Annotated in this window: 11 protein-coding genes and 1 pseudogene; 2 read left to right on the forward strand and 10 right to left on the reverse strand. The window is 73.1% G+C overall.

The genetic code is table 11. The features are described from left to right. Positions 1 to 13: 13 nt before the first annotated feature. The 3 genes and pseudogenes from ilvN to ABZ801_RS10115 form a co-directional block, all read right to left on the reverse strand. Positions 14 to 538, reverse strand: a complete 525-nt coding sequence (gene ilvN / locus ABZ801_RS10105; protein ID WP_344945463.1) for an acetolactate synthase small subunit — start codon at positions 536 to 538, stop codon at positions 14 to 16. A gap of 5 nt (positions 539 to 543) precedes the next feature. Further along, positions 544 to 2,295 (reverse strand): annotated as a pseudogene (locus tag ABZ801_RS10110) (acetolactate synthase large subunit); the annotation flags it as partial. Between the two features lie 320 nt (positions 2,296 to 2,615). Continuing rightward, positions 2,616 to 5,729, reverse strand: coding sequence for an EAL domain-containing protein (locus ABZ801_RS10115; RefSeq protein WP_360695276.1), 3,114 nt, complete (start codon positions 5,727 to 5,729; stop codon positions 2,616 to 2,618). 548 nt (positions 5,730 to 6,277) lie between these two features. Between ABZ801_RS10115 and ABZ801_RS10120 the strand changes: the two genes are divergently transcribed. Beyond that, on the forward strand, positions 6,278 to 7,408 hold the full coding sequence (locus ABZ801_RS10120) for a PQQ-dependent sugar dehydrogenase (protein ID WP_360695279.1): 1,131 nt from the start codon (positions 6,278 to 6,280) through the stop codon (positions 7,406 to 7,408). 146 nt (positions 7,409 to 7,554) lie between these two features. Here ABZ801_RS10120 and gatB read toward each other — a convergent pair whose 3' ends face one another. The 3 genes from gatB to gatC are packed head-to-tail and all read right to left on the reverse strand — an operon-like array spanning position 7,555 to position 10,874. Further along, complete coding sequence (gene gatB, locus ABZ801_RS10125) at positions 7,555 to 9,039, reverse strand: Asp-tRNA(Asn)/Glu-tRNA(Gln) amidotransferase subunit GatB (RefSeq protein WP_360695716.1); 1,485 nt, start codon at positions 9,037 to 9,039, stop codon at positions 7,555 to 7,557. A gap of 23 nt (positions 9,040 to 9,062) precedes the next feature. After that, positions 9,063 to 10,571, reverse strand: a complete 1,509-nt coding sequence (gatA, locus tag ABZ801_RS10130) for an Asp-tRNA(Asn)/Glu-tRNA(Gln) amidotransferase subunit GatA (RefSeq protein ID WP_360695282.1) — start codon at positions 10,569 to 10,571, stop codon at positions 9,063 to 9,065. A gap of 3 nt (positions 10,572 to 10,574) precedes the next feature. Continuing rightward, a complete protein-coding gene (gene gatC / locus ABZ801_RS10135) occupies positions 10,575 to 10,874 on the reverse strand; it encodes an Asp-tRNA(Asn)/Glu-tRNA(Gln) amidotransferase subunit GatC (protein ID WP_360695285.1) in 300 nt (99 codons plus the stop codon). A gap of 174 nt (positions 10,875 to 11,048) precedes the next feature. Here gatC and ABZ801_RS10140 point away from each other — a divergent pair, with 174 nt between their 5' ends. Further along, positions 11,049 to 11,315, forward strand: a complete 267-nt coding sequence (locus ABZ801_RS10140; protein ID WP_344945476.1) for a DUF6458 family protein — start codon at positions 11,049 to 11,051, stop codon at positions 11,313 to 11,315. A gap of 115 nt (positions 11,316 to 11,430) precedes the next feature. On the opposite strand, the gene ABZ801_RS10145 is transcribed toward ABZ801_RS10140, so the two are convergent. From ABZ801_RS10145 to ABZ801_RS10160, 4 genes are all read right to left on the reverse strand, one after another. Continuing rightward, positions 11,431 to 13,515 (reverse strand): bifunctional diguanylate cyclase/phosphodiesterase, encoded by a 2,085-nt coding sequence (locus ABZ801_RS10145; protein WP_360695289.1) that lies wholly within the window; start codon positions 13,513 to 13,515, stop codon positions 11,431 to 11,433. Between the two features lie 279 nt (positions 13,516 to 13,794). Further along, entirely contained in the window at positions 13,795 to 15,963 is a 2,169-nt protein-coding gene (gene ligA, locus ABZ801_RS10150) for an NAD-dependent DNA ligase LigA (RefSeq protein ID WP_360695292.1), read from the reverse strand. A 120-nt stretch (positions 15,964 to 16,083) separates the two neighbouring features. Next, positions 16,084 to 17,112 (reverse strand): methionine synthase, encoded by a 1,029-nt coding sequence (locus tag ABZ801_RS10155; protein WP_360695719.1) that lies wholly within the window; start codon positions 17,110 to 17,112, stop codon positions 16,084 to 16,086. A 43-nt stretch (positions 17,113 to 17,155) separates the two neighbouring features. After that, complete coding sequence (locus ABZ801_RS10160) at positions 17,156 to 17,974, reverse strand: LLM class F420-dependent oxidoreductase (RefSeq protein ID WP_360695295.1); 819 nt, start codon at positions 17,972 to 17,974, stop codon at positions 17,156 to 17,158. Positions 17,975 to 17,980: the final 6 nt, after the last annotated feature.

Below are 17,980 nucleotides of genomic sequence, written 5' to 3' on the forward strand. Positions count from 1 at the left end.
GGGCGGCGCCGCGTCACGCGCTGCGTTCGAGGGCGCGCAGCGACCGGTCGGTGATGGACCGGGCGCCGCGGCCGATGGCCACCATGCCCGACTGCACCAGTTCCTTGATGCCGAAGGGCTCCAGGACGCGGATGAAGGCGTCCAGCTTGTCGCGGTTGCCGGTGGCCTCGATGGTGACCGCGTCCGGCGCCACGTCGACGACCTTGGCGCGGAACAACTGGACGGTCTCCAGCACCTGCGACCGGGTCTCGGCGTCGGCGCGGACCTTGACCAGCACCAGCTCGCGCTGCACCGAGGACGACGGGTCGAGCTCGACGATCTTCAGCACGTTGATCAGCTTGTTGAGCTGCTTGGTGACCTGCTCGAGCGGCAGCTCCTCGACGTTGACCACGATCGTCATGCGGGAGATCTCGGGGTGCTCGGTGGTGCCCACGGCGAGCGACTCGATGTTGAATCCGCGCCGGGAGAACAGGGCCGCCACCCGCGCGAGGATGCCCGGCGTGTTCTCCACCAGGACCGACAGCGTGTGCTGGCTCATCGGGGTCAGTCTCCGTTCTCCCAGTCGGGGGCCATGTCCCTGGCGATCTTGATGTCGTCGTTGCTGGTGCCCGCGGCGACCATCGGCCAGACCATGGCGTCCTGGTGGACGACGAAGTCGATGACGACCGGCGCGTCGTTGATCTCCATGGCCTTGGCGATCGTGGCGTCGACGTCCTCGGTACGGTCGCAGCGCAACCCGACACAACCGTACGCCTCGGCCAGCTTGACGAAGTCGGGGACCCGGCGGCTGTGCAGGTTGGTGTTGGAGTAGCGCTCGTTGTAGAAGAGCGTCTGCCACTGCCGGACCATGCCCAGGTTGCCGTTGTTGATGACGGCGACCTTGATCGGGATGCCCTCGATGGCGCAGGTGGCCAGCTCCTGGTTGGTCATCTGGAAGCAGCCGTCGCCGTCGATCGCCCACACCTGCGTGCCGGGCGCGCCGACCTTGGCGCCCATCGCGGCCGGGACGGCGTAGCCCATGGTGCCCGCGCCGCCGGAGTTGAGGAACGCGCCGGGCCGCTCGTACTTGATGAACTGCGCCGCCCACATCTGGTGCTGGCCGACGCCCGCGACGTAGTACGCCTCGGGACCGGCCAGCTTCCCGATCCGCTCGATGACGTACTGCGGCGACAGCGACCCGTCGGCGGGCTGGTCGTAGCCGAGCGGGTAGGTCTCGCGCCAGGCGCGCAGCTGGCGCCACCACTCCTCGTAGTCGCCGCGGCGGCCGGCGTCGTGCTCGGCCTGGACCGCCACGATCAGGTCGGCGAGCACCTCGCGGGCGTCGCCGACGATCGGGACGTCGGCGTGCCGGTTCTTGGAGATCTCGGCCGGGTCGATGTCGGCGTGCACGACCTTGGCGTCCGGCGCGAAGGTGGACAGCTGGCCGGTGACCCGGTCGTCGAACCGGGCGCCGAGGGCGACCAGCAGGTCGGCGCGCTGCAGCGCGCCGACCGCGCCGACGCTGCCGTGCATGCCGGGCATGCCCATGTGCAGGGGGTGGCTGTCGGGCAGCGCGCCCTTGGCCATCAGGGTGGTGACGACCGGCGCTCCGGTCAGCTCCGCCAGCACCTTCAGCTCGGCGGACGCCCCGGCCTTCAGCACGCCGCCGCCGACGTACAGCACCGGCCGCTTCGCCTGGACGATCAGCCGTGCCGCCTCGCGGACCTGCTTGGAGTGCGGCCGGGTGACCGGACGGTAGCCGGGCAGGTGCATGGTGACCGGCCAGCTGAACTCGACGGTGGACTGCAGCGCGTCCTTGGCGATGTCGACCAGCACCGGCCCGGGACGCCCGGTGGAGGCGATGTGGAACGCCTCGGCGATCGTGCGGACGATGTCCTCGGCCTTGGTGACCAGGAAGTTGTGCTTGGTGATCGGCATGGTGATGCCGGAGATGTCGGCCTCCTGGAAGCCGTCCGTGCCGATCAGCGGGGTCGCCACCTGCCCGGTGATCGCCACGATCGGCACCGAGTCCATGTAGGCGTCGGAGATCGCGGTGACCAGGTTGGTGGCGCCCGGCCCGCTGGTGGCCATGCAGACGCCGACCTTGCCGGTGACCATGGCGTACCCCTGGGCCGCGTGCCCGGCGCCCTGCTCGTGCCGCACCAGGATGTGACGGAGCCTGTTGGAGTCGTACAGCGGGTCGTACGCCGGGAGGATGGCGCCCCCCGGGATGCCGAACACGGTGTCGACGCCGACGTTCTCCAGGGCGCGGACCAGCGCCTGGGCTCCCGTCATCTGTTCGGTCGTCATGTTCCTGTTCCTTGGGGAGAGGTCGGTGTGGCCTGGACGTCGCGGCCGCGGGTCACGGCCGTTCGCGGGTCACGCGGCCAACAAAAAACCCCCGCCGCCGGGTGACGGTCGAGGGAAGCGCGCAGGACGAAGGGACTCGGTCAGCCTGCGCGCCGACCAAGTACTACGAGAATGCGGGAAGTGCTCTGCACGGGCCCCACTTTCGCCGACTTCACGCCGCTGGTCAAATCCCTGGACGGTTTATCTCAGAATGTGAGACGTCCGTGGCGAAAAACTGACCCTTTCCGCACCTCGTTCCCGCAGGTCAGCGCGGTCCGCGGCGGCGATCACCCCGCGGACAGCGCGGAGTCCTCCAGCGGCAGCGTCACCTCGCCCGGGACGCTCCTGGCCTTGAGGTTGGTGCGCACCAGCGACTCGACGCGTCCGGCGGCCATCGGACGGGCCACCAGGTAGCCCTGGCCGCGCGGGCAGCCCATCTCGCGCAGCAGCTCCAGCTGCTCGGGCCGCTCGATGCCCTCGGCCACCACGGTCAGCCCGAGATCGCTGCCGAGACGCACGATGGTGCGGGTGAGCAGGGTGAGGGTCTCGTCCGACCCCAGCCCGGCCACGAACGACGGGTCGATCTTGATGACGTCCACGGGGAGCTGCCCCAGGTAGGCCAGCGACGCGTAGCCGGTGCCGAAGTCGTCGATGGCCAGCCGTACGCCCAGGTCGCGCAGCGCCGACAGCCGCTCCACGCTCTGCCCGGCGTCCTCGACCAGCACCTCCTCCCGCACCTCGACCGTCAGGGCCTGCGGCGGGAGCCCGGTCTCCTCCAGCGCGGCCGCGACCGACTCCACGAAGCCGGGCGCGGCGATCTGCCGGGCGGTGAAGTTGACCGACACGCCGACCTCCCAGGAGTCGCGGCGCCAGCGCGCCACCTCCCGGCACGCCTCGCGCAGCACCCAGTCGCCCAGCGGGGTCATCAGGCCGGACTCCTCGGCCGGCCCGATGAACTCCTCCGGCGGTACCGCCTCGCTGCCCCGCCACCAGCGCACCAGCGCCTCCACGCCGGTGACGCGGGACGTCGCCAGGTCCACCACCGGCTGGAACTCCACGGCGAACTGCTCCTCGGCGAGCGCCCGCTGCAGGTCGCTGCCCAGCTCCAGGCGGCGTACGACGTCGGTGTGCATGTGCGGGGCGAACACCTCGACCCGGCCGCCGCCCAGCTCCTTGGCACGGGCCATCGCCAGGTCGCCGTTGCGGATCAGGTCGGCGGCGCTGCGCCGCAGCCGCCGTTCGGCGTCGGCGCCCCCGGCCGTCGCCGCCGCGCGCGACCGGTCGCGTCCGGCGGACGGCTGCTCCTGGTCGCCGGCGAAGGCGATCCCGATGCTGGCGGTCAGCACGATGCCCTTGCCGCCGACCCGGTACGGCTCCTTCGACAGCGCGCGCAGCAGCCGTTCGGCGAGGTCGACGGCGGCCTGGGTGTCGGCGCCGGGCCCCGTGCGGGCGCCCGCGCCGGACGCGTCCGGCGGGAGCTGGACGAGCACGGCGAACTCGTCGCCGCCCCAGCGCGCCACGGTGTCGTCGGCCTGGACGGCCGCGCGCAGCCGCCGCGCCGCCTGCGCCAGCACCTGGTCGCCGGCCGCGTGCCCGGCCGAGTCGTTGACGGCGGTGAACCCGTCGAGGTCGGCGAACAGCACCGCGACCCGGCCGCCGTCCGGCTGGTGCGACAGCAGCTCGCGGGTGCGCTCCTCGAAGTAGGCGCGGTTGGGCAGCCCGGTGAGCCCGTCGTGGAAGGTCAGATGGGTGACCTGGCGTTGCAGCGCGGCCTGCTCGCTCAGGTCGCGGGTGGTCACCAGCAGCCGTCCCGGGGCCTCCCCGGTGCCGCTGTAGCGGGAGATCGTCGACTCGGTGGGCAGCCAGGTGCCGTCGGCGGCGCGGATCCGGCACGACAGCCGCAGGGTGTCGGTGTCCTCGTCGCGGACCACGCCGAGGTCGTCGTCGGACGGCGGGGGCGGGTCGTCGACCTCGGGGTCGTCCACGTCCGGCCCGGACCGCCCGGCCCCCTCCGCCGGCCCGCCGGAGGGCCCGTCGGCGGGCTCGTCGAGGAACCCGCTGAACACCGCACGTACCCGGGGCAGGTCCTCGGGGTGGATCATCTCGTGCAGGCGGCGGCCCAGCAGCTCCTCGGGGGTGTACCGGTACGTGCGCAGGGCGCCCGCGCTGGCGTACTGCACCACCGCGTCCAGGTCGCAGATCAGCACCGCGTCGTTGATGCTCTCCGACAGCGCGCGGAAGTGCTCCTCGCCGGTGCGCACCGCGCCGCGCAGCGACTCGTTCTCGCGCAGCAGCTCGGCCAGCCGCGCCAGCAGCACCATCGTGGCCGACCCCGCCACCAGCGACACGACCGGTTCCAGGCCGTGCGTGGCGGTCAGCGAGTGCCCCGCGACGAACAGGGTCGCCGCGGCCGCCACCGCCGCCGGGGTGATGCCGGGGCCGATCATCCGCCCGGCCCGTCCGTCGTCGGCCGCCTCGGCGTCGGCGGACGCCCCCTGCGGGGCGTCGATGGTCACGCCCTGCGGCACGTCGTCGACGTCGTCGCGGGGGGCGGCGGCGGCCTCGGCCGGGGCCGTCCAGGGGACGAGGACGAGCAGCAGCAGCGCGCCCAGCCGCAGGATGTCGGACGGGTCGTCGGCGGGGGCGCCCCCGCGCAGCCGTACCGCCAGCGTCACCACGTCGGCGACGGCGAGCGCGGTCAGCGCCGCGTAGCCCAGCCAGGCCGGGCGCCTGCGCCCGGACCCGGCGCCCAGCACGAACGGCAGCGCCCCGCACACGAGCACCAGGTCGACCACCGGGTACAGCAGTTCCAGCAGGAACTCCCACGGCGACTCGCCGGAGCCGTGGTAGAGGTCGCTGAACAGGGCCACCCAGCCCAGGACGAACAGCGCGCACACGCATACGTAGGTGTCGGCGGCGTACCGCAGCCAGGCCCGTACGTCCCGCGTCATCCGTATCGGCGCGACCAGCCCGACGACCAGTGCGATGACGGCGGCCAGGTAGAACAGGTCGGCCGCCGACAGCGACAGGGCGCTGCGGGTCGGTACGGTCGAGAACGCCGCGCTGCCCGCCGCGCCGAGGAACCAGCAGGTGGCCGCGATGCCGTACCAGCGCCAGGAGGCCCGCCACACCGAGCCGCCCTCCCCGCCGTCGGGCCCCTGCGGGTCGGGCACGGCCGGAACCGCCGCGCCGCCCGCGCCGCGCGGCCGGCGCGCGGCCAGCAGCAGCGACCCCGCCGCGGCGGCGGCCGCGGCGGCCTCGCCCCAGGCGATGAACGTGCGGCCGCCCCAGCCGAGGATCGAGCCGAGGGCGTAGAGCACGCCTGCGACCGCGACCATGGTGACCGGCACCGCGCGCGGCGGCAACGGCCGCGGCAGCCGCCTGGCGTTCTCGCCGCTCATCGCGCCGTGTCCCTTTCTGCCCCGTCGGGGCGGACGGCCCCGACCGGGCGCTGCGCCGCGCCCGGTGGTTTGTCGGTACCGGATCCTGACCGGACGATCGGGTAACGCCCGGCAGGAGGTGGATCGTGCCCCGCGCAGGGTTCGCGCTCGGGCTGCTGCGGACGCCGCGGGAGCGCCGGCAGTGGATCAGCGACGTTGCTGCAGTGCGGGATCACCGTGATGCTCAATGTACGTTCCGTAGGTCACGGAGCGATTGAGGCTGAGCGTCCACCCGGCGACGAACGACCCTGTCGCGGAATGCCGCTGGTCGCCCCGCCCGCCCGGCCGTACAGCCGTCCCTTGACGCTGTGTCACCACCGCGGTGCCGCGCCCCGTCGGAAATGATCGTACAGTCCGCGATCCCGGGGGTCGCGGAAAACGCGCGTAACGCCGAACACGCCGAAACGGGTTACCGGAACGCCGGGATCGGCGCCGCCTCCGGGGGGAACGGAAACGCCGGAACGGGAACGCCGGGCCATCCGTATTACGGGGAGACGAAGGGGCGTGCCATGGGACTCCGAAGAGCGCACCGGCTCGTCGCGGCCGCCGCCGCGGCCCTCCTGCTGACCTCCGCCTGCTCGTCCGGCTCGGGGGGCGGCGGCGGGCAGGGGGCGGCCGGTACACCGCCGCCGCTGCCCGGTTCCCCGGGCGGCGCGTCCGGGCGGCAGGCCGCGGCCGAGCTCGGCCGGCCCCGGGAACTCGCCGGGAACCTGCGGGTGCCGTGGGCGATCGCGTTCCTGCCCGACCGCGACGCGCTGGTGACCGAACGTGACACCGCCCGGCTGCTGCGCGTGACGCCGCAGGGGCGGGTCACCGAGATCGGGCGGGTCCCCGGCGTCGAACCGGGCGGCGAGGGCGGCCTGCTGGGCGTGGCGGTGTCCCCGTCGTTCGCCCGCGACCGGCTCGTCTACCTGTACTTCACCGCCGCCTCCGACAACCGGGTGGTGCGGTTCCGGCTGGACGGCGCGATCCGGGACGTCCGGCCGATCGTCACCGGCATCCCCAAGGGCGCCAACCACAACGGCGGCCGCCTCGCCTTCGGCCCCGACCGGATGCTCTACATCTCCACCGGCGAGGTGTACCGAGGGGAACTGGCCCAGGACCGCGACTCGCTCGGCGGCAAGATCCTGCGGGTCACCCCCGACGGACGGCCTGCCCCCGGCAACCCGTTCGGCACCCGAGTGTGGACCCTGGGTCACCGCAACGTGCAGGGCATGGCCTGGGACGACCAGGGCCGCATGTACGCCACCGAGTTCGGCCAGGACCGCTTCGACGAGATCAACCGCATCGAGAAGGGCCGCAATTACGGCTGGCCCCAGGTGGAGGGCTTCGGCGGCCGCGACGGGTTCACCGACCCGCTGCTGACCTGGTCGACCTCGGAGGCGTCGCCGTCCGGCCTGGCCTACGCCGACGGGTCGCTGTGGGCGGCGGCCCTGCGCGGGCGGCGCCTGTGGCAGGTGCCGCTGGACGCCGGCGGGAAGGTCGGCCGGCCCGTCGCCCACCTGGACGACCGGTACGGCCGCCTGCGCGCCGTCGTTCGCGCCCCCGACGGCACGCTGTGGGTCACCACCAGCAACCAGGACGGCCGCGGCAGCCCCCGTCCGGGCGACGACAAGATCCTCGTCATCCCGGTCACCTGAACCGTCGTTGGGGGCCTGCCGGCTCCACTGCGCTCAGGGCCGCGAGCGCCGGACGGACACGCGGACGGGCACGAAGGACATGGGCGCCTCCGCCGCGCCGGCGCGCCGGACGGCCGGGGAACGGCCGCCCGGCGCTGGGCACGGGGTCAGGAAGCGCCGAGCTTCTCCAGGATGAGCTGGCGGGCGCGGCCCGCGTCGGCCTTGCCGCCGGTGGCGCGCATGACGGCGCCGACCAGGGCGCCCGCGGCCGCGACCTTGCCGCCGCGGATCTTGTCGGCCACGTCCGGGTTGTCGGCGATGGCCTGCTCGACGATGGCGGCCAGCTCCCCGTCGTCGCTGACGATCTTCAGGTTGCGGGCGGCGACGACCGCGTCCGGGTCGCCCTCGCCGGCCAGCACGCCCTCGAACACCTGGCGGGCCAGCTTGTCGTTCAGCTCGCCGGCGTCCACCATCGCCTGCACGCGGGCGACCTGCTCGGGCGTGATCGGCAGGTCGGCCAGCTCCACGCCCTGCTCGGTGGCGCGGCGCGACAGCTCGTTCATCCACCACTTGCGGGCCGCGGCGGGCGACGCGCCCGCGGTGACGGTGTCCTCGATCAGGCCGAGGGCGCCGGCGTTGACGACGTCCCGCAGCTCCAGGTCGGACAGGCCCCACTCGCGCTGCACGCGGCGGCGGCGCGCGGCGGGCAGCTCGGGCAGGCCCTGGCGCAGCTCCTCCACCCACTCGCGGGACGGCGCCATCGGCACCAGGTCCGGCTCGGGGAAGTAGCGGTAGTCCTGCGCCTCCTCCTTGCTGCGGCCCGCGGTGGTGGTGCCGGTGTCCTCGTGGAAGTGCCGGGTCTCCTGGATGATCTTGCCGCCCGAGGCCAGCACGGCGGCCTGCCGCTCGATCTCGTGCCGGACGGCGCGCTCCACCGACCGCAGCGAGTTGACGTTCTTGGTCTCGGTGCGGGTGCCCCACTCCGACGCGCCGCGCGGCATCAGCGACACGTTCACGTCGCAGCGCATCGAGCCCTGCTCCATGCGCACGTCCGACACGCCGAGGGCGCGCACCAGCTCGCGCAGCTCGGTGGCGTACGCGCGGGCCACCAGCGGCGCCTTGTCGCCGGTCGCGGTGATCGGCTTGGTGACGATCTCGACCAGCGGGATGCCCGCCCGGTTGTAGTCGACCAGCGAGTGGTCGGCCCCGTGGATACGGCCGGTGGCGCCGCCCACGTGCAGCGACTTGCCGGTGTCCTCCTCCATGTGGACGCGCTCGATGCCGATGCGGTACGTCTCGCCGTCCACCTCCACGTCCAGGTGGCCGTCGACGCACAGCGGCTCGTCGTACTGCGAGATCTGATAGTTCTTCGGCATGTCCGGATAGAAGTAGTTCTTCCGGGCGAACCGGCACCACTCCACGATCTCGCAGTTGAGCGCCAGGCCGATCTTGATGATGCCCTCGATCGCGGCCCGGTTGGTGACCGGCAGCGAGCCGGGCAGGCCGAGGCAGACCGGGCAGACCTGGGTGTTGGGCGGGGCGCCGAACGCGGTCGGGCAGCCGCAGAACATCTTGGACGCCGTGCCCAGCTCGATGTGGGTCTCCACGCCCAGCACCGGCTCGTAGCGGGCCAGCGCCTCGTCGTAGTCCATCAACGTCGCCTGCGACAAACTGGTCACTCGCCTGCCTCCGCCAGTTCGGGGGCCTTGGCCAGCAGCGGGCCGCCCCACCGGTCCTCCAGGGCCTTCTCCACGGCCGCGCCGACCCGGTACACCCGGTCGTCGCCCAGCACCGGCGCCATGATCTGCAGGCCCACCGGCAGCCCGTCCTCGTCGGCGAGACCGCAGGGCACGGAGATGGCCGCGTTGCCCGCCAGGTTCGCCGGGATCGTGCACAGGTCGGCCAGGTACATCGCCATGGGGTCGTCGGCGCGCTCGCCGATCGGGAAGGCCGTCGTCGGCGTGGTCGGCGACACCAGCACGTCCACCTGCTCGAACGCCGTGTCGAAGTCGCGCGCGATCAGCGTGCGGACCTGCTGGGCCTTGCCGTAGTAGGCGTCGTAGTAGCCCGACGACAGCGCGTAGGTGCCCAGCATGATGCGCCGCTTGACCTCGGGGCCGAAGCCCTGCGCCCGGGTCAGCGCCATGACGTCCTCGGCGCTGCGGGCGCCGTCGTCGCCGACGCGCAGCCCGTACCGCATGGCGTCGAAGCGGGCCAGGTTGGACGAGCACTCCGACGGTGCGATCAGGTAGTAGGCGGGCAGCGCGTACCCGAAGTGCGGGCAGGACACCTCGACCACCTTGGCGCCCAGCGACTCCAGCAGCTCGACGGCCTCGCGGAAGCGGGCCAGCACGCCCGGCTGGTAGCCCTCGCCGCCCAGCTCCCTGACCACGCCGACGCGCAGCCCCGCCACGTCGGCGCGGCGGGCCGCCTCGACCACCGGCGGCACCGGCTTGTCGATCGAGGTGGAGTCCATCGGGTCGTGGCCGCTGAACGCCTCGTGCAGCAGCGCCGCGTCGAGCACGTTGCGGGCGAACGGGCCCGGCGTGTCCAGCGACGACGCGAACGCGATCAGCCCGTAGCGGGACGAGCCGCCGTAGGTGGGCTTGGCGCCGACGATCCCGGTGACCGCCGCCGGCTGGCGGATCGAGCCGCCGGTGTCGGTGCCGGTCGCCAGCGGCGCCTCGTAGGCCGCCACCGCGGCCGACGACCCGCCGGACGAGCCGCCCGGGATCCGTGTCAGGTCCCACGGGTTGTGCGCCGGGCCGTACGCGCTGTTCTCGGTGGACGAGCCCATCGCGAACTCGTCCATGTTGGACTTGCCGAGGATCACCAGCCCCGCCGCGCGCAGCCGCGCGGTGACCGTCGCGTCGTACGGCGGCCGCCACCCCTCCAGGATCTTCGACCCGGCGGTGGTCGGCATGTCGACGGTGGTGAACACGTCCTTGTGCGCGATCGGCACCCCGGCCAGCGGGCCGAGCGTCTCGCCCGCGGCGCGCCGCTCGTCGACCGTGCGCGCCTGCGCCAGCACGGCCTCCTCGTCGACGTGCAGGAACGCGTGCACCCGCCCGTCGACGGCGGCGACCCGGTCCAGGTGCGCCCGCGCCACCTCGACGGCGGACGCCTCGCCCGAGGCCACCAGCCCCGCCAGCTCCGCCGCCGTCTTCCTGGTCAGATCACTCACCGCTCACGCCTCCTCGTCCAGGATCCGCGGGACGCGGAAGCGCTGCTCCTCGGCCGCCGGGGCGCCCGCCAGCGCCTGGTCGGGCGGCAGCGAGGGCCGGACCTCGTCGGCCCGGTACACGTTGGTCAGCGGCAGCGCGTGCGAGGTCGGCGGGATGTCCTCCGCCGCGACCTCCTGCACCCGCGCGACCGCGGAGATGATCTGGTCGAGCTGGGCGGCGAGGTGGTCGAGCTCGTCCTCGCCGAGCGCCAGCCGGGACAGCCGGGCGAGGTGCGCCACCTCGTCACGGGTGATGGCGGTCATCTGGAAAAACCGTTCCTGAGATCGGATTGGGTTCCCTGCCATCCTATGGGGCCCGCAGGCCACGGCCGACGGGTTTGCGTCCCGGGCGGGGCGGGCGGCGGCGCGTCCCCGTTTCAGGGCCGTCCAGGGGGAACGGACATCTGGAACACCCCCCGACGACGAGAGGAGAGCGCGGTGACCATCGGAGGCAGCCTCGCTCTGATCATCATCGGTGCCATCCTGGCCTACGCAGTCGAGTACGAGTTCAGCGGGGTCGACATCCGCGTGGTCGGGGTCATCCTCATGCTGGGCGGCCTGATCGGCCTGATCATCGGGATCGTGCGGATCGTCACCGCCCGGCGCGCCGCCGCGCCCCGCCCGCCCATCCGGGAGGAGCGCTACTACGAAGAGGACGTCCCCCCGACCTACGAGGCGCCCCCCACCCGCCGCCGCCCCTACTGACACGCCGCACGCGCACACGGCCGCCCGGCGTCGCCCCGGGTGAGCACATCGGGCCCCGCGGCCTTGGCGTCTTCGGGGCGGGCGCCGGGTGCGGGCCCTCGGTCGGGTGGCGGGGTCAGGCGGCGGGTTCGGGAGCGCGTTGCATGCGGCGGCGGAGCCAGTCGGTGGCGGTGGCGGCGTCCATGGGACGGCCGAAGTGCCAGCCCTGGGCGGCGTCGCAGCCCATCTCACGCAGCATGCTCGCGGTCTGCGGGTCCTCGACGCCCTCGGCGACCGAGCGCAGGCCGAGCGTGCGGACCAGGTCGACGGTGGAGCGGACGATCACCGCGTCGTCGGCCGAACGGGCCAGCCGCCGCACGAACGAGGCGTCGATCTTGATCTCTTCCACCGGCAGCCGTTTCAACCGGACCAGGGACGAGTAGCCGGTGCCGAAGTCGTCCAGGCTGAGCGGGATGCCGAGCTCGGCCAGCGCGCCGACGGTGTCGGAGGCGTAGGCGGGCTCGTTCATCAGGATCCGCTCGGTGATCTCCAGCTGCAGGGCGGCGGTGGGCAGGCCGCGGGCGAGCAGGCCGTTCTCGATCGTCTCGGTGAGGCCGGTGTCGAACAGGTCGCGGCCGGAGGCGTTCACCGCGACCTGGACGGTCAGGTCGTCGCGCCACCAGGCGGCGGCCTGCGCCAGGGCGGCGTCCACCACGTAGTGGGTGATGGAGCGCATCAGGTACGTCTGCTCGGCGATCGGCAGGAAGTGCTCGGGCTCCAGCACGCCCTTGTCGGGGTGGCGCCAGCGCACCAGCGCCTCCATGCCGACCAGCTGCCCGTCGTGCAGGGACACCTTGGGCTGGTAGAACAGCTCCAGCTCGCCGCGGTCGATGGCGCGGCGCAGGTCGCCGAGCATGCTCAGGCGGGCCGGGGAGTTGCGGTCCTTCTCGGGCGAGTAGACCTCGACGCCCGAACGGCTCTCCTTGGCGTGGTACATCGCCACGTCGGCGCGTTGCAGCAGCAGCTCGAAGTCGGGGGCGTGGTCGGGGAACAGCGCGATGCCGACGCTGCCCTCCAGGTCGAACGACATGCCGTCCAGCCGGACCGGCTCGCTGAGCGCGGCGCGCAGCCGCGCGGCGACCTCGCGGGCCGCGGCGGTGTCGCGGATGGTGGGCAGCAGCACGGCGAACTCGTCGCCGCCGAGCCGGGCCACCAGGTCGCCGGGCCGCACGCTGTGGGTGAGGCGGTGCGCCACCAGCTGCAGCAGCCGGTCGCCGGTCGGGTGGCCGAGGGTGTCGTTGACCTCCTTGAACCGGTCCAGGTCCAGCAGGAAGAGGCCGACGCGGGGGGCCTGGCCGGCGCCCCTGCTCCGGGACGCGGCGCGGGAGGCGATGGCGCGGGCCTCGGCCAGGGAGTCCTCGGTGCGGACGGTCAGCATCTTGCGGTTGGGCAGGCCGGTCAGCCCGTCGTGCAGGGCCTGGTGCTCGCGGCGCACCGAGGCCGAGGCGTTGAGGTAGACGGCGATGAACGGCAGCAGGATGAGCGGGACGAACACGGCGGACCGGTCCATCGCCACCACGACCAGCGGCGCCAGTGCCAGCAGCGCCAGGTGCACCAGGACCTGGTAGCCCAGGTCCCAGCGCAGCGTCTTGACCAGGGAGACCCGCTCGTGCAGCGCGACCGCGGCGCCCACGAGGCCGTCGTTGCAGGCGAAGTAGACCGCCCCGGCCGCGGCGATCGCTGGCAGGTCGCCTCCCTGGGGCACCCACAGGGCCGTCGGGCCGGGGTGGATGCCGAACAGCGTCAGCGTCCCGTAGGCGGCGGCCAGGCTGAGGGTGTACTGGGCGACGTTGAACGCGATGCGGTGCGGGGTGCGGCCGCGCAGCACGCCGCAGGCGATCACGGCGACCGACTGCAGCACCGCGGCGATGGGCAGCCCCGCGTACAGCAGGGCCGCGAACGAGAAGGTCGTGGAGGTGGTGGCGCCGTTGTTCTCGGTGGAACCGGGCGTGATGATCGGCCGGAGCTCGCCGAAGACGATGAAGGCGGCCAGGATCCAGAACACCGGGTTGCCCGCCAGCGCGTCGACCTGCGCGCCGGACATGCCCGCCAGGGCGGCCGCGAACACGGCGGCGCCCACGACGATGACGACCGCGAAGTAGATCCACAGCGGGGAGCCCCGGCGCGGCACGGTGTTCCGCGTGTTGTTCGGGTCCTTCATCACATCCTCGAAGGGTCGGCAACCGCCCCCCGGTCGGCCGCGGGTCCGTGTTCACCGCCGGCGCGGGCGCCGGCGGTGTGGGGCCCGTCCCCCGTTCTGTGACGAACGGAGGCTCGGGAGGGTCGTGATGACTGGGAGGGTACGGCCTTTGCTCAACTTCGCGAAACCGGTTGCGTACGTTCCGTTATTCCCATTCCGCTCCAGTCCACTACCCGTACGTAGCGACATCGTACCCCTGGGTAACCCGCTACTGGTTAACCTTGCAACGAGTACGGGCCGTCATTCGTCCCCGCGGAGGGTTACGCTTTTGGCCGCTTCCGGCCCTTCGGACAGCAGAACCTGGAACCCCGCCTCGTCCAGGACGGGCACCCCGAGCTTGATCGCCTTGTCGTACTTGGACCCCGGACTGTCGCCGACCACCACGAACCCGGTCTTCTTGGACACCGACCCGGTGACCTTGCCGCCGAGCTTCTGCACCGCCTCGGTGGCCGAGTCGCGGCTGTGCCCCTCCAGCGAACCGGTGATCACCACGGTGACGCCCTCCAGCGGGCGCGGCGCCGCGGCGCCCTCCTCCTCCATGCGGACCCCGGCCGCGGCCCACTTGCGGACGATCTCCTGGTGCCAGTCGACCTCGAACCACTGCCTGATGGACCGGGCGATCGTCGGGCCGACCCCGTCGACGGCCGCCAGCTCCTCCTCGGTGGCGGTGCGGATCGCCTCCATCGACCGCAGCTCGCGCGCCAGGTCCTGGGCGGCGGTCGGGCCGACGTGCCGGATGGACAGCGCCACCAGCACCCGCCACAGCGGCTGCCGCTTGGCCTTCTCCAGCTCCTCGAACAGCACCTCGACGGTCTTCTTCGGCTGCCCCTCCTTGTTGGCGAAGAACGTGACGACCTTCTCCTCGCCGGTCTTGGGATCGGTCTTGGGCAGGCCGGTGTCGGGGTCGAGCACCAGCGTCTTGATCGGCAGCAGCTGCTCGACCGTCAGGTCGAACAGGTCGCCCTCGTCCTTCAGCGGCGGGTCGGCGGGCTCCAGCGGGCGGGTCAGCGCGGTCGCCGCCACGTACCCGAGCGCCTCGATGTCCAGCGCCTTGCGGCTGGCCAGGAAGAACAGCCGCTCACGCAGCTGCGCCGGACACGAGCGGGCGTTCGGGCAGCGGATGTCGACGTCGCTCTCCTTCTCGCGGGCCAGCGGCGTGCCGCACTCGGGGCAGCGGTCGGGCATGACGAACTCGCGCTCGGTGCCGTCGCGCAGGTCGGCGACCGGCGCCACGATCTCGGGGATGACGTCGCCCGCCTTGCGCAGCACCACGGTGTCGCCGATCAGCACGCCCTTGCGCTTGACCTCGTCGGCGTTGTGCAGCGTGGCGCGCTCGACGGTGGACCCGGCGACGAACACCGGCTTCATCACGCCGTACGGGGTGACCCGCCCGGTGCGGCCCACGCCGACCTTGATGTCCAGCAGCTTGGTGTTGACCTCTTCGGGCGGGTACTTGAACGCGATCGCCCAGCGCGGCGCCCGCGAGGTGGACCCCAGCCGCCGCTGCAGCGGGAACTGGTCGACCTTGACGACCACGCCGTCGATCTCGTACTCGGGGTCGTGCCGGTGCTCGCCGTAGTACTCGATGTACTCCCGCACACCGGCCGGGTCGGGCACCACCTTGTAGCGGTCGCTGATCGGCAGGCCCCACTCGCGCATCATCTCGTACGCCTCGGCCTGGCTGTCGGGCTGCTTGCCGCCCTCCCAGCGGCCGAACCCGTGCACGAGCATGCTCAGCGGCCGCCGGGCGGTGACGCGCGGGTCCTTCTGCCGCAGCGATCCGGCGGCGGCGTTGCGCGGGTTGGCGAACGGCTCCTTGCCCTCCTCCACCTGCGCGGCGTTGACCTGCTCGAACCCCTCGCGGGGCAGGAACACCTCACCGCGCACCTCCAGCACCTCGGGCCAGCCGGCGCCCTTGAGCCGGGTGGGGATCGCGTCGATGGTGCGGATGTTGGGGGTGATGTCCTCGCCGGTGCGGCCGTCGCCGCGGGTGGCGCCGCGCACCAGCCGCCCGTTCTCGTAGATCAGCGCGACCGCCAGCCCGTCGATCTTCAGCTCGCACAGGTAGGCGGCGACCTCACCGACCTCGCGCAGCACCCGCTCGTCCCAGGCCGCCAGCTCCTCGGCGTTCATCGCGTTGTCGAGGCTCTGCATGCGCTCCAGGTGCTCGACGGTCGCGAAGTCGGTGATGATGGGCGCCCCGACCCGCTGCGTCGGCGAGTCGGGGGTCACCAGCTCCGGATGCGCCGCCTCCAGCTCGCGCAGCTCGCGCATCAACGCGTCGTAGTCGGCGTCGCTCAGCGTGGGCCGGTCGAGCACGTAGTAGCGGTAGTTGGCCTCGTCGATCTCCCGGCTCAGCTCCGCGTGCCGCTGCGCCGCCTCCGTGGGAACGCCGTCGCTCAAGGTCATGGGCCTATTCTTGCTCGCCCCACCGACATTCTGACCCCCCTCGCGCCGTCCGAGTCGTCCCGGTAACACCCGCGCTGACGTGCCAGGACGCGCTCAACCCCTCGGTCACGGGAGCGTGCTCTACTCGGCCGCCTCGTGGAGCATGCGGGCGGTGTCGCGGCAGCGTTTCAAGGCGGTCCGCACGTAACGGGGGGACGCCCCCGCCAGGCCGCACGCCGGGGTGACGACGACCTGCTCGGCCAGCCGGGCGGGCGGGAACCCCAGGCGCTGCCACAGCTTCCGTACGGGCGCGGCGGTTTCCTTGAGGGCGGGCAGGGCCGCGTCGGTGCCCGGCACCACGCCGAGCCACAGCCCCACCCCGGCGTCGATCGTCTCCCCCACGGCGTCGTCGTGGCGTTCGGGCACCAGCGCCAGGTCCACGGAGATCGCCTTGGCGCCCGCCCCGCGCAGCAGCCCGTACGGGACGTCGCGCGCGCAGCAGTGCACCACGGGGAAGGCGGCGTCGTCCGCGCAGACGGTCTCGATCACCTGGCGCAGGCCCTGTTCGGCCACGGGGGCCTCCACGGGCGGCAGCCGGGAGAAGCCGCTGGCGGTCGGCACCCGCCCGGCCAGGACCGCGGGCAGCGCGGGCTCGTCGAGCTGCAGCAGGATCCGCGCGGCCGGCAGCCGCCGCCGGACCTCGGCCACATGCCCGGCGACGCCCTCGGCGAGCGAGGCGGTCAGGTCGCGGACGGCGCCCGGGTCGCGCAGCGTGCGGTCGCCGTGCCGCAGCTCGATCGTCGCGGCCAGCGTCCACGGCCCGCACACCTGGATCTTGAACGGGCCGTCGTGCCCGCCCGCCAGCTCCTCCAGCACGTCCAGGTCGCGCGCCAGGTGGTCGTGGGCCCGGCGCAGGTCGCGGCCGGGCCGGTCGGCGAACCGCCAGCCGGAGGGCTGCAGGTGCACCGGCAGGTCCACCAGCAGCCCGGCGGTGCGGCCGGTCAGGTCGGCGCCCGGCCCGCGGTCCGGCAGCTCGGGCAGGTGCGGCAGCTCGGGCAGGTGCGGCAGCTCGGGCAGCTCGCCCAGCACGATCCGCAGCGCCTCGGCCGGGTCGTCACCGGGGTACGACCCGACCCCGGTCGCGCTCCCCACTCCCCAGGGAAAGCTCATCGTCACGCCCGAAACCCTAGCCAACCCGCGGCCCGAACGACGCTCAGAGAACCCCGGCCAGGGCGTCCAGGCGGCGCAGGGTGGCGTCCTGCGGCTCGGTCGGCAGGTTGAACAGGATCTCGTCGACGTCCGCGGCCCGCAGCTCGTCGATCACCTGCGGCTTGGGCGGCACGGCGAACACCGTGACCGGGACGCGGCGCCCGGCCCGCTCGCGCAGCTCGGCGATCTGCCCGGCCAGCTCGTCGGTGCCGCGCCCGTAGATCGGCAGCCAGCCGTCACCGAAGTCGATCACCCGGTCGAACGTCGTGGGGCCGGAGCCGCCCACCATCACGGGCGGGTGCGGGTCCTGCACGGGCTTGGGGTAGCTGTAGACGGGGTCGAAGTCGACGAACTCGCCGTGGAACTCGGCCTGCTCGGCGGTCCACAGCTCCTTGATCGCCAGCACGCGCTCGCGCATCAGGCGCATGCGGGTGCGCGGGTCGGTGCCGTGGTTGCGCATCTCCTCGCGGTTCCAGCCCGCGCCGACGCCGAGGACGGCCCGCCCGCCGGAGACCAGGTCGAGCGAGGCCAGCTCCTTGGCCAGGATGATCGGGTCGCGCTGGGTCACCAGGGCGATGCCCGTGCCGACGCGCAGCCGCTCGGTCACCGCCGCCGCGGCGGTCAGCGTCACGAACGGGTCCAGCGTGCGGTAGTAGTGGCGCGGCAGCTCGTCGCCGCCCGGCCATGGGCTCTCCCGCTTGGCGGGGATGTGGGTGTGCTCGGCAACGTACAGGGAGCCGAAGCCCCGGTCCTCCAGGGCTCGCCCCAGGGCCGCCGGGCCGATTCCGTCGTCGGTCACGAACGTGGACACGCCGAACTGCACGAGTCG

Origin of the sequence: Actinomadura sp. NPDC047616, assembly GCF_040642915.1 — a bacterium.
Taxonomy (GTDB): domain Bacteria; phylum Actinomycetota; class Actinomycetes; order Streptosporangiales; family Streptosporangiaceae; genus Spirillospora; species Spirillospora miaoliensis.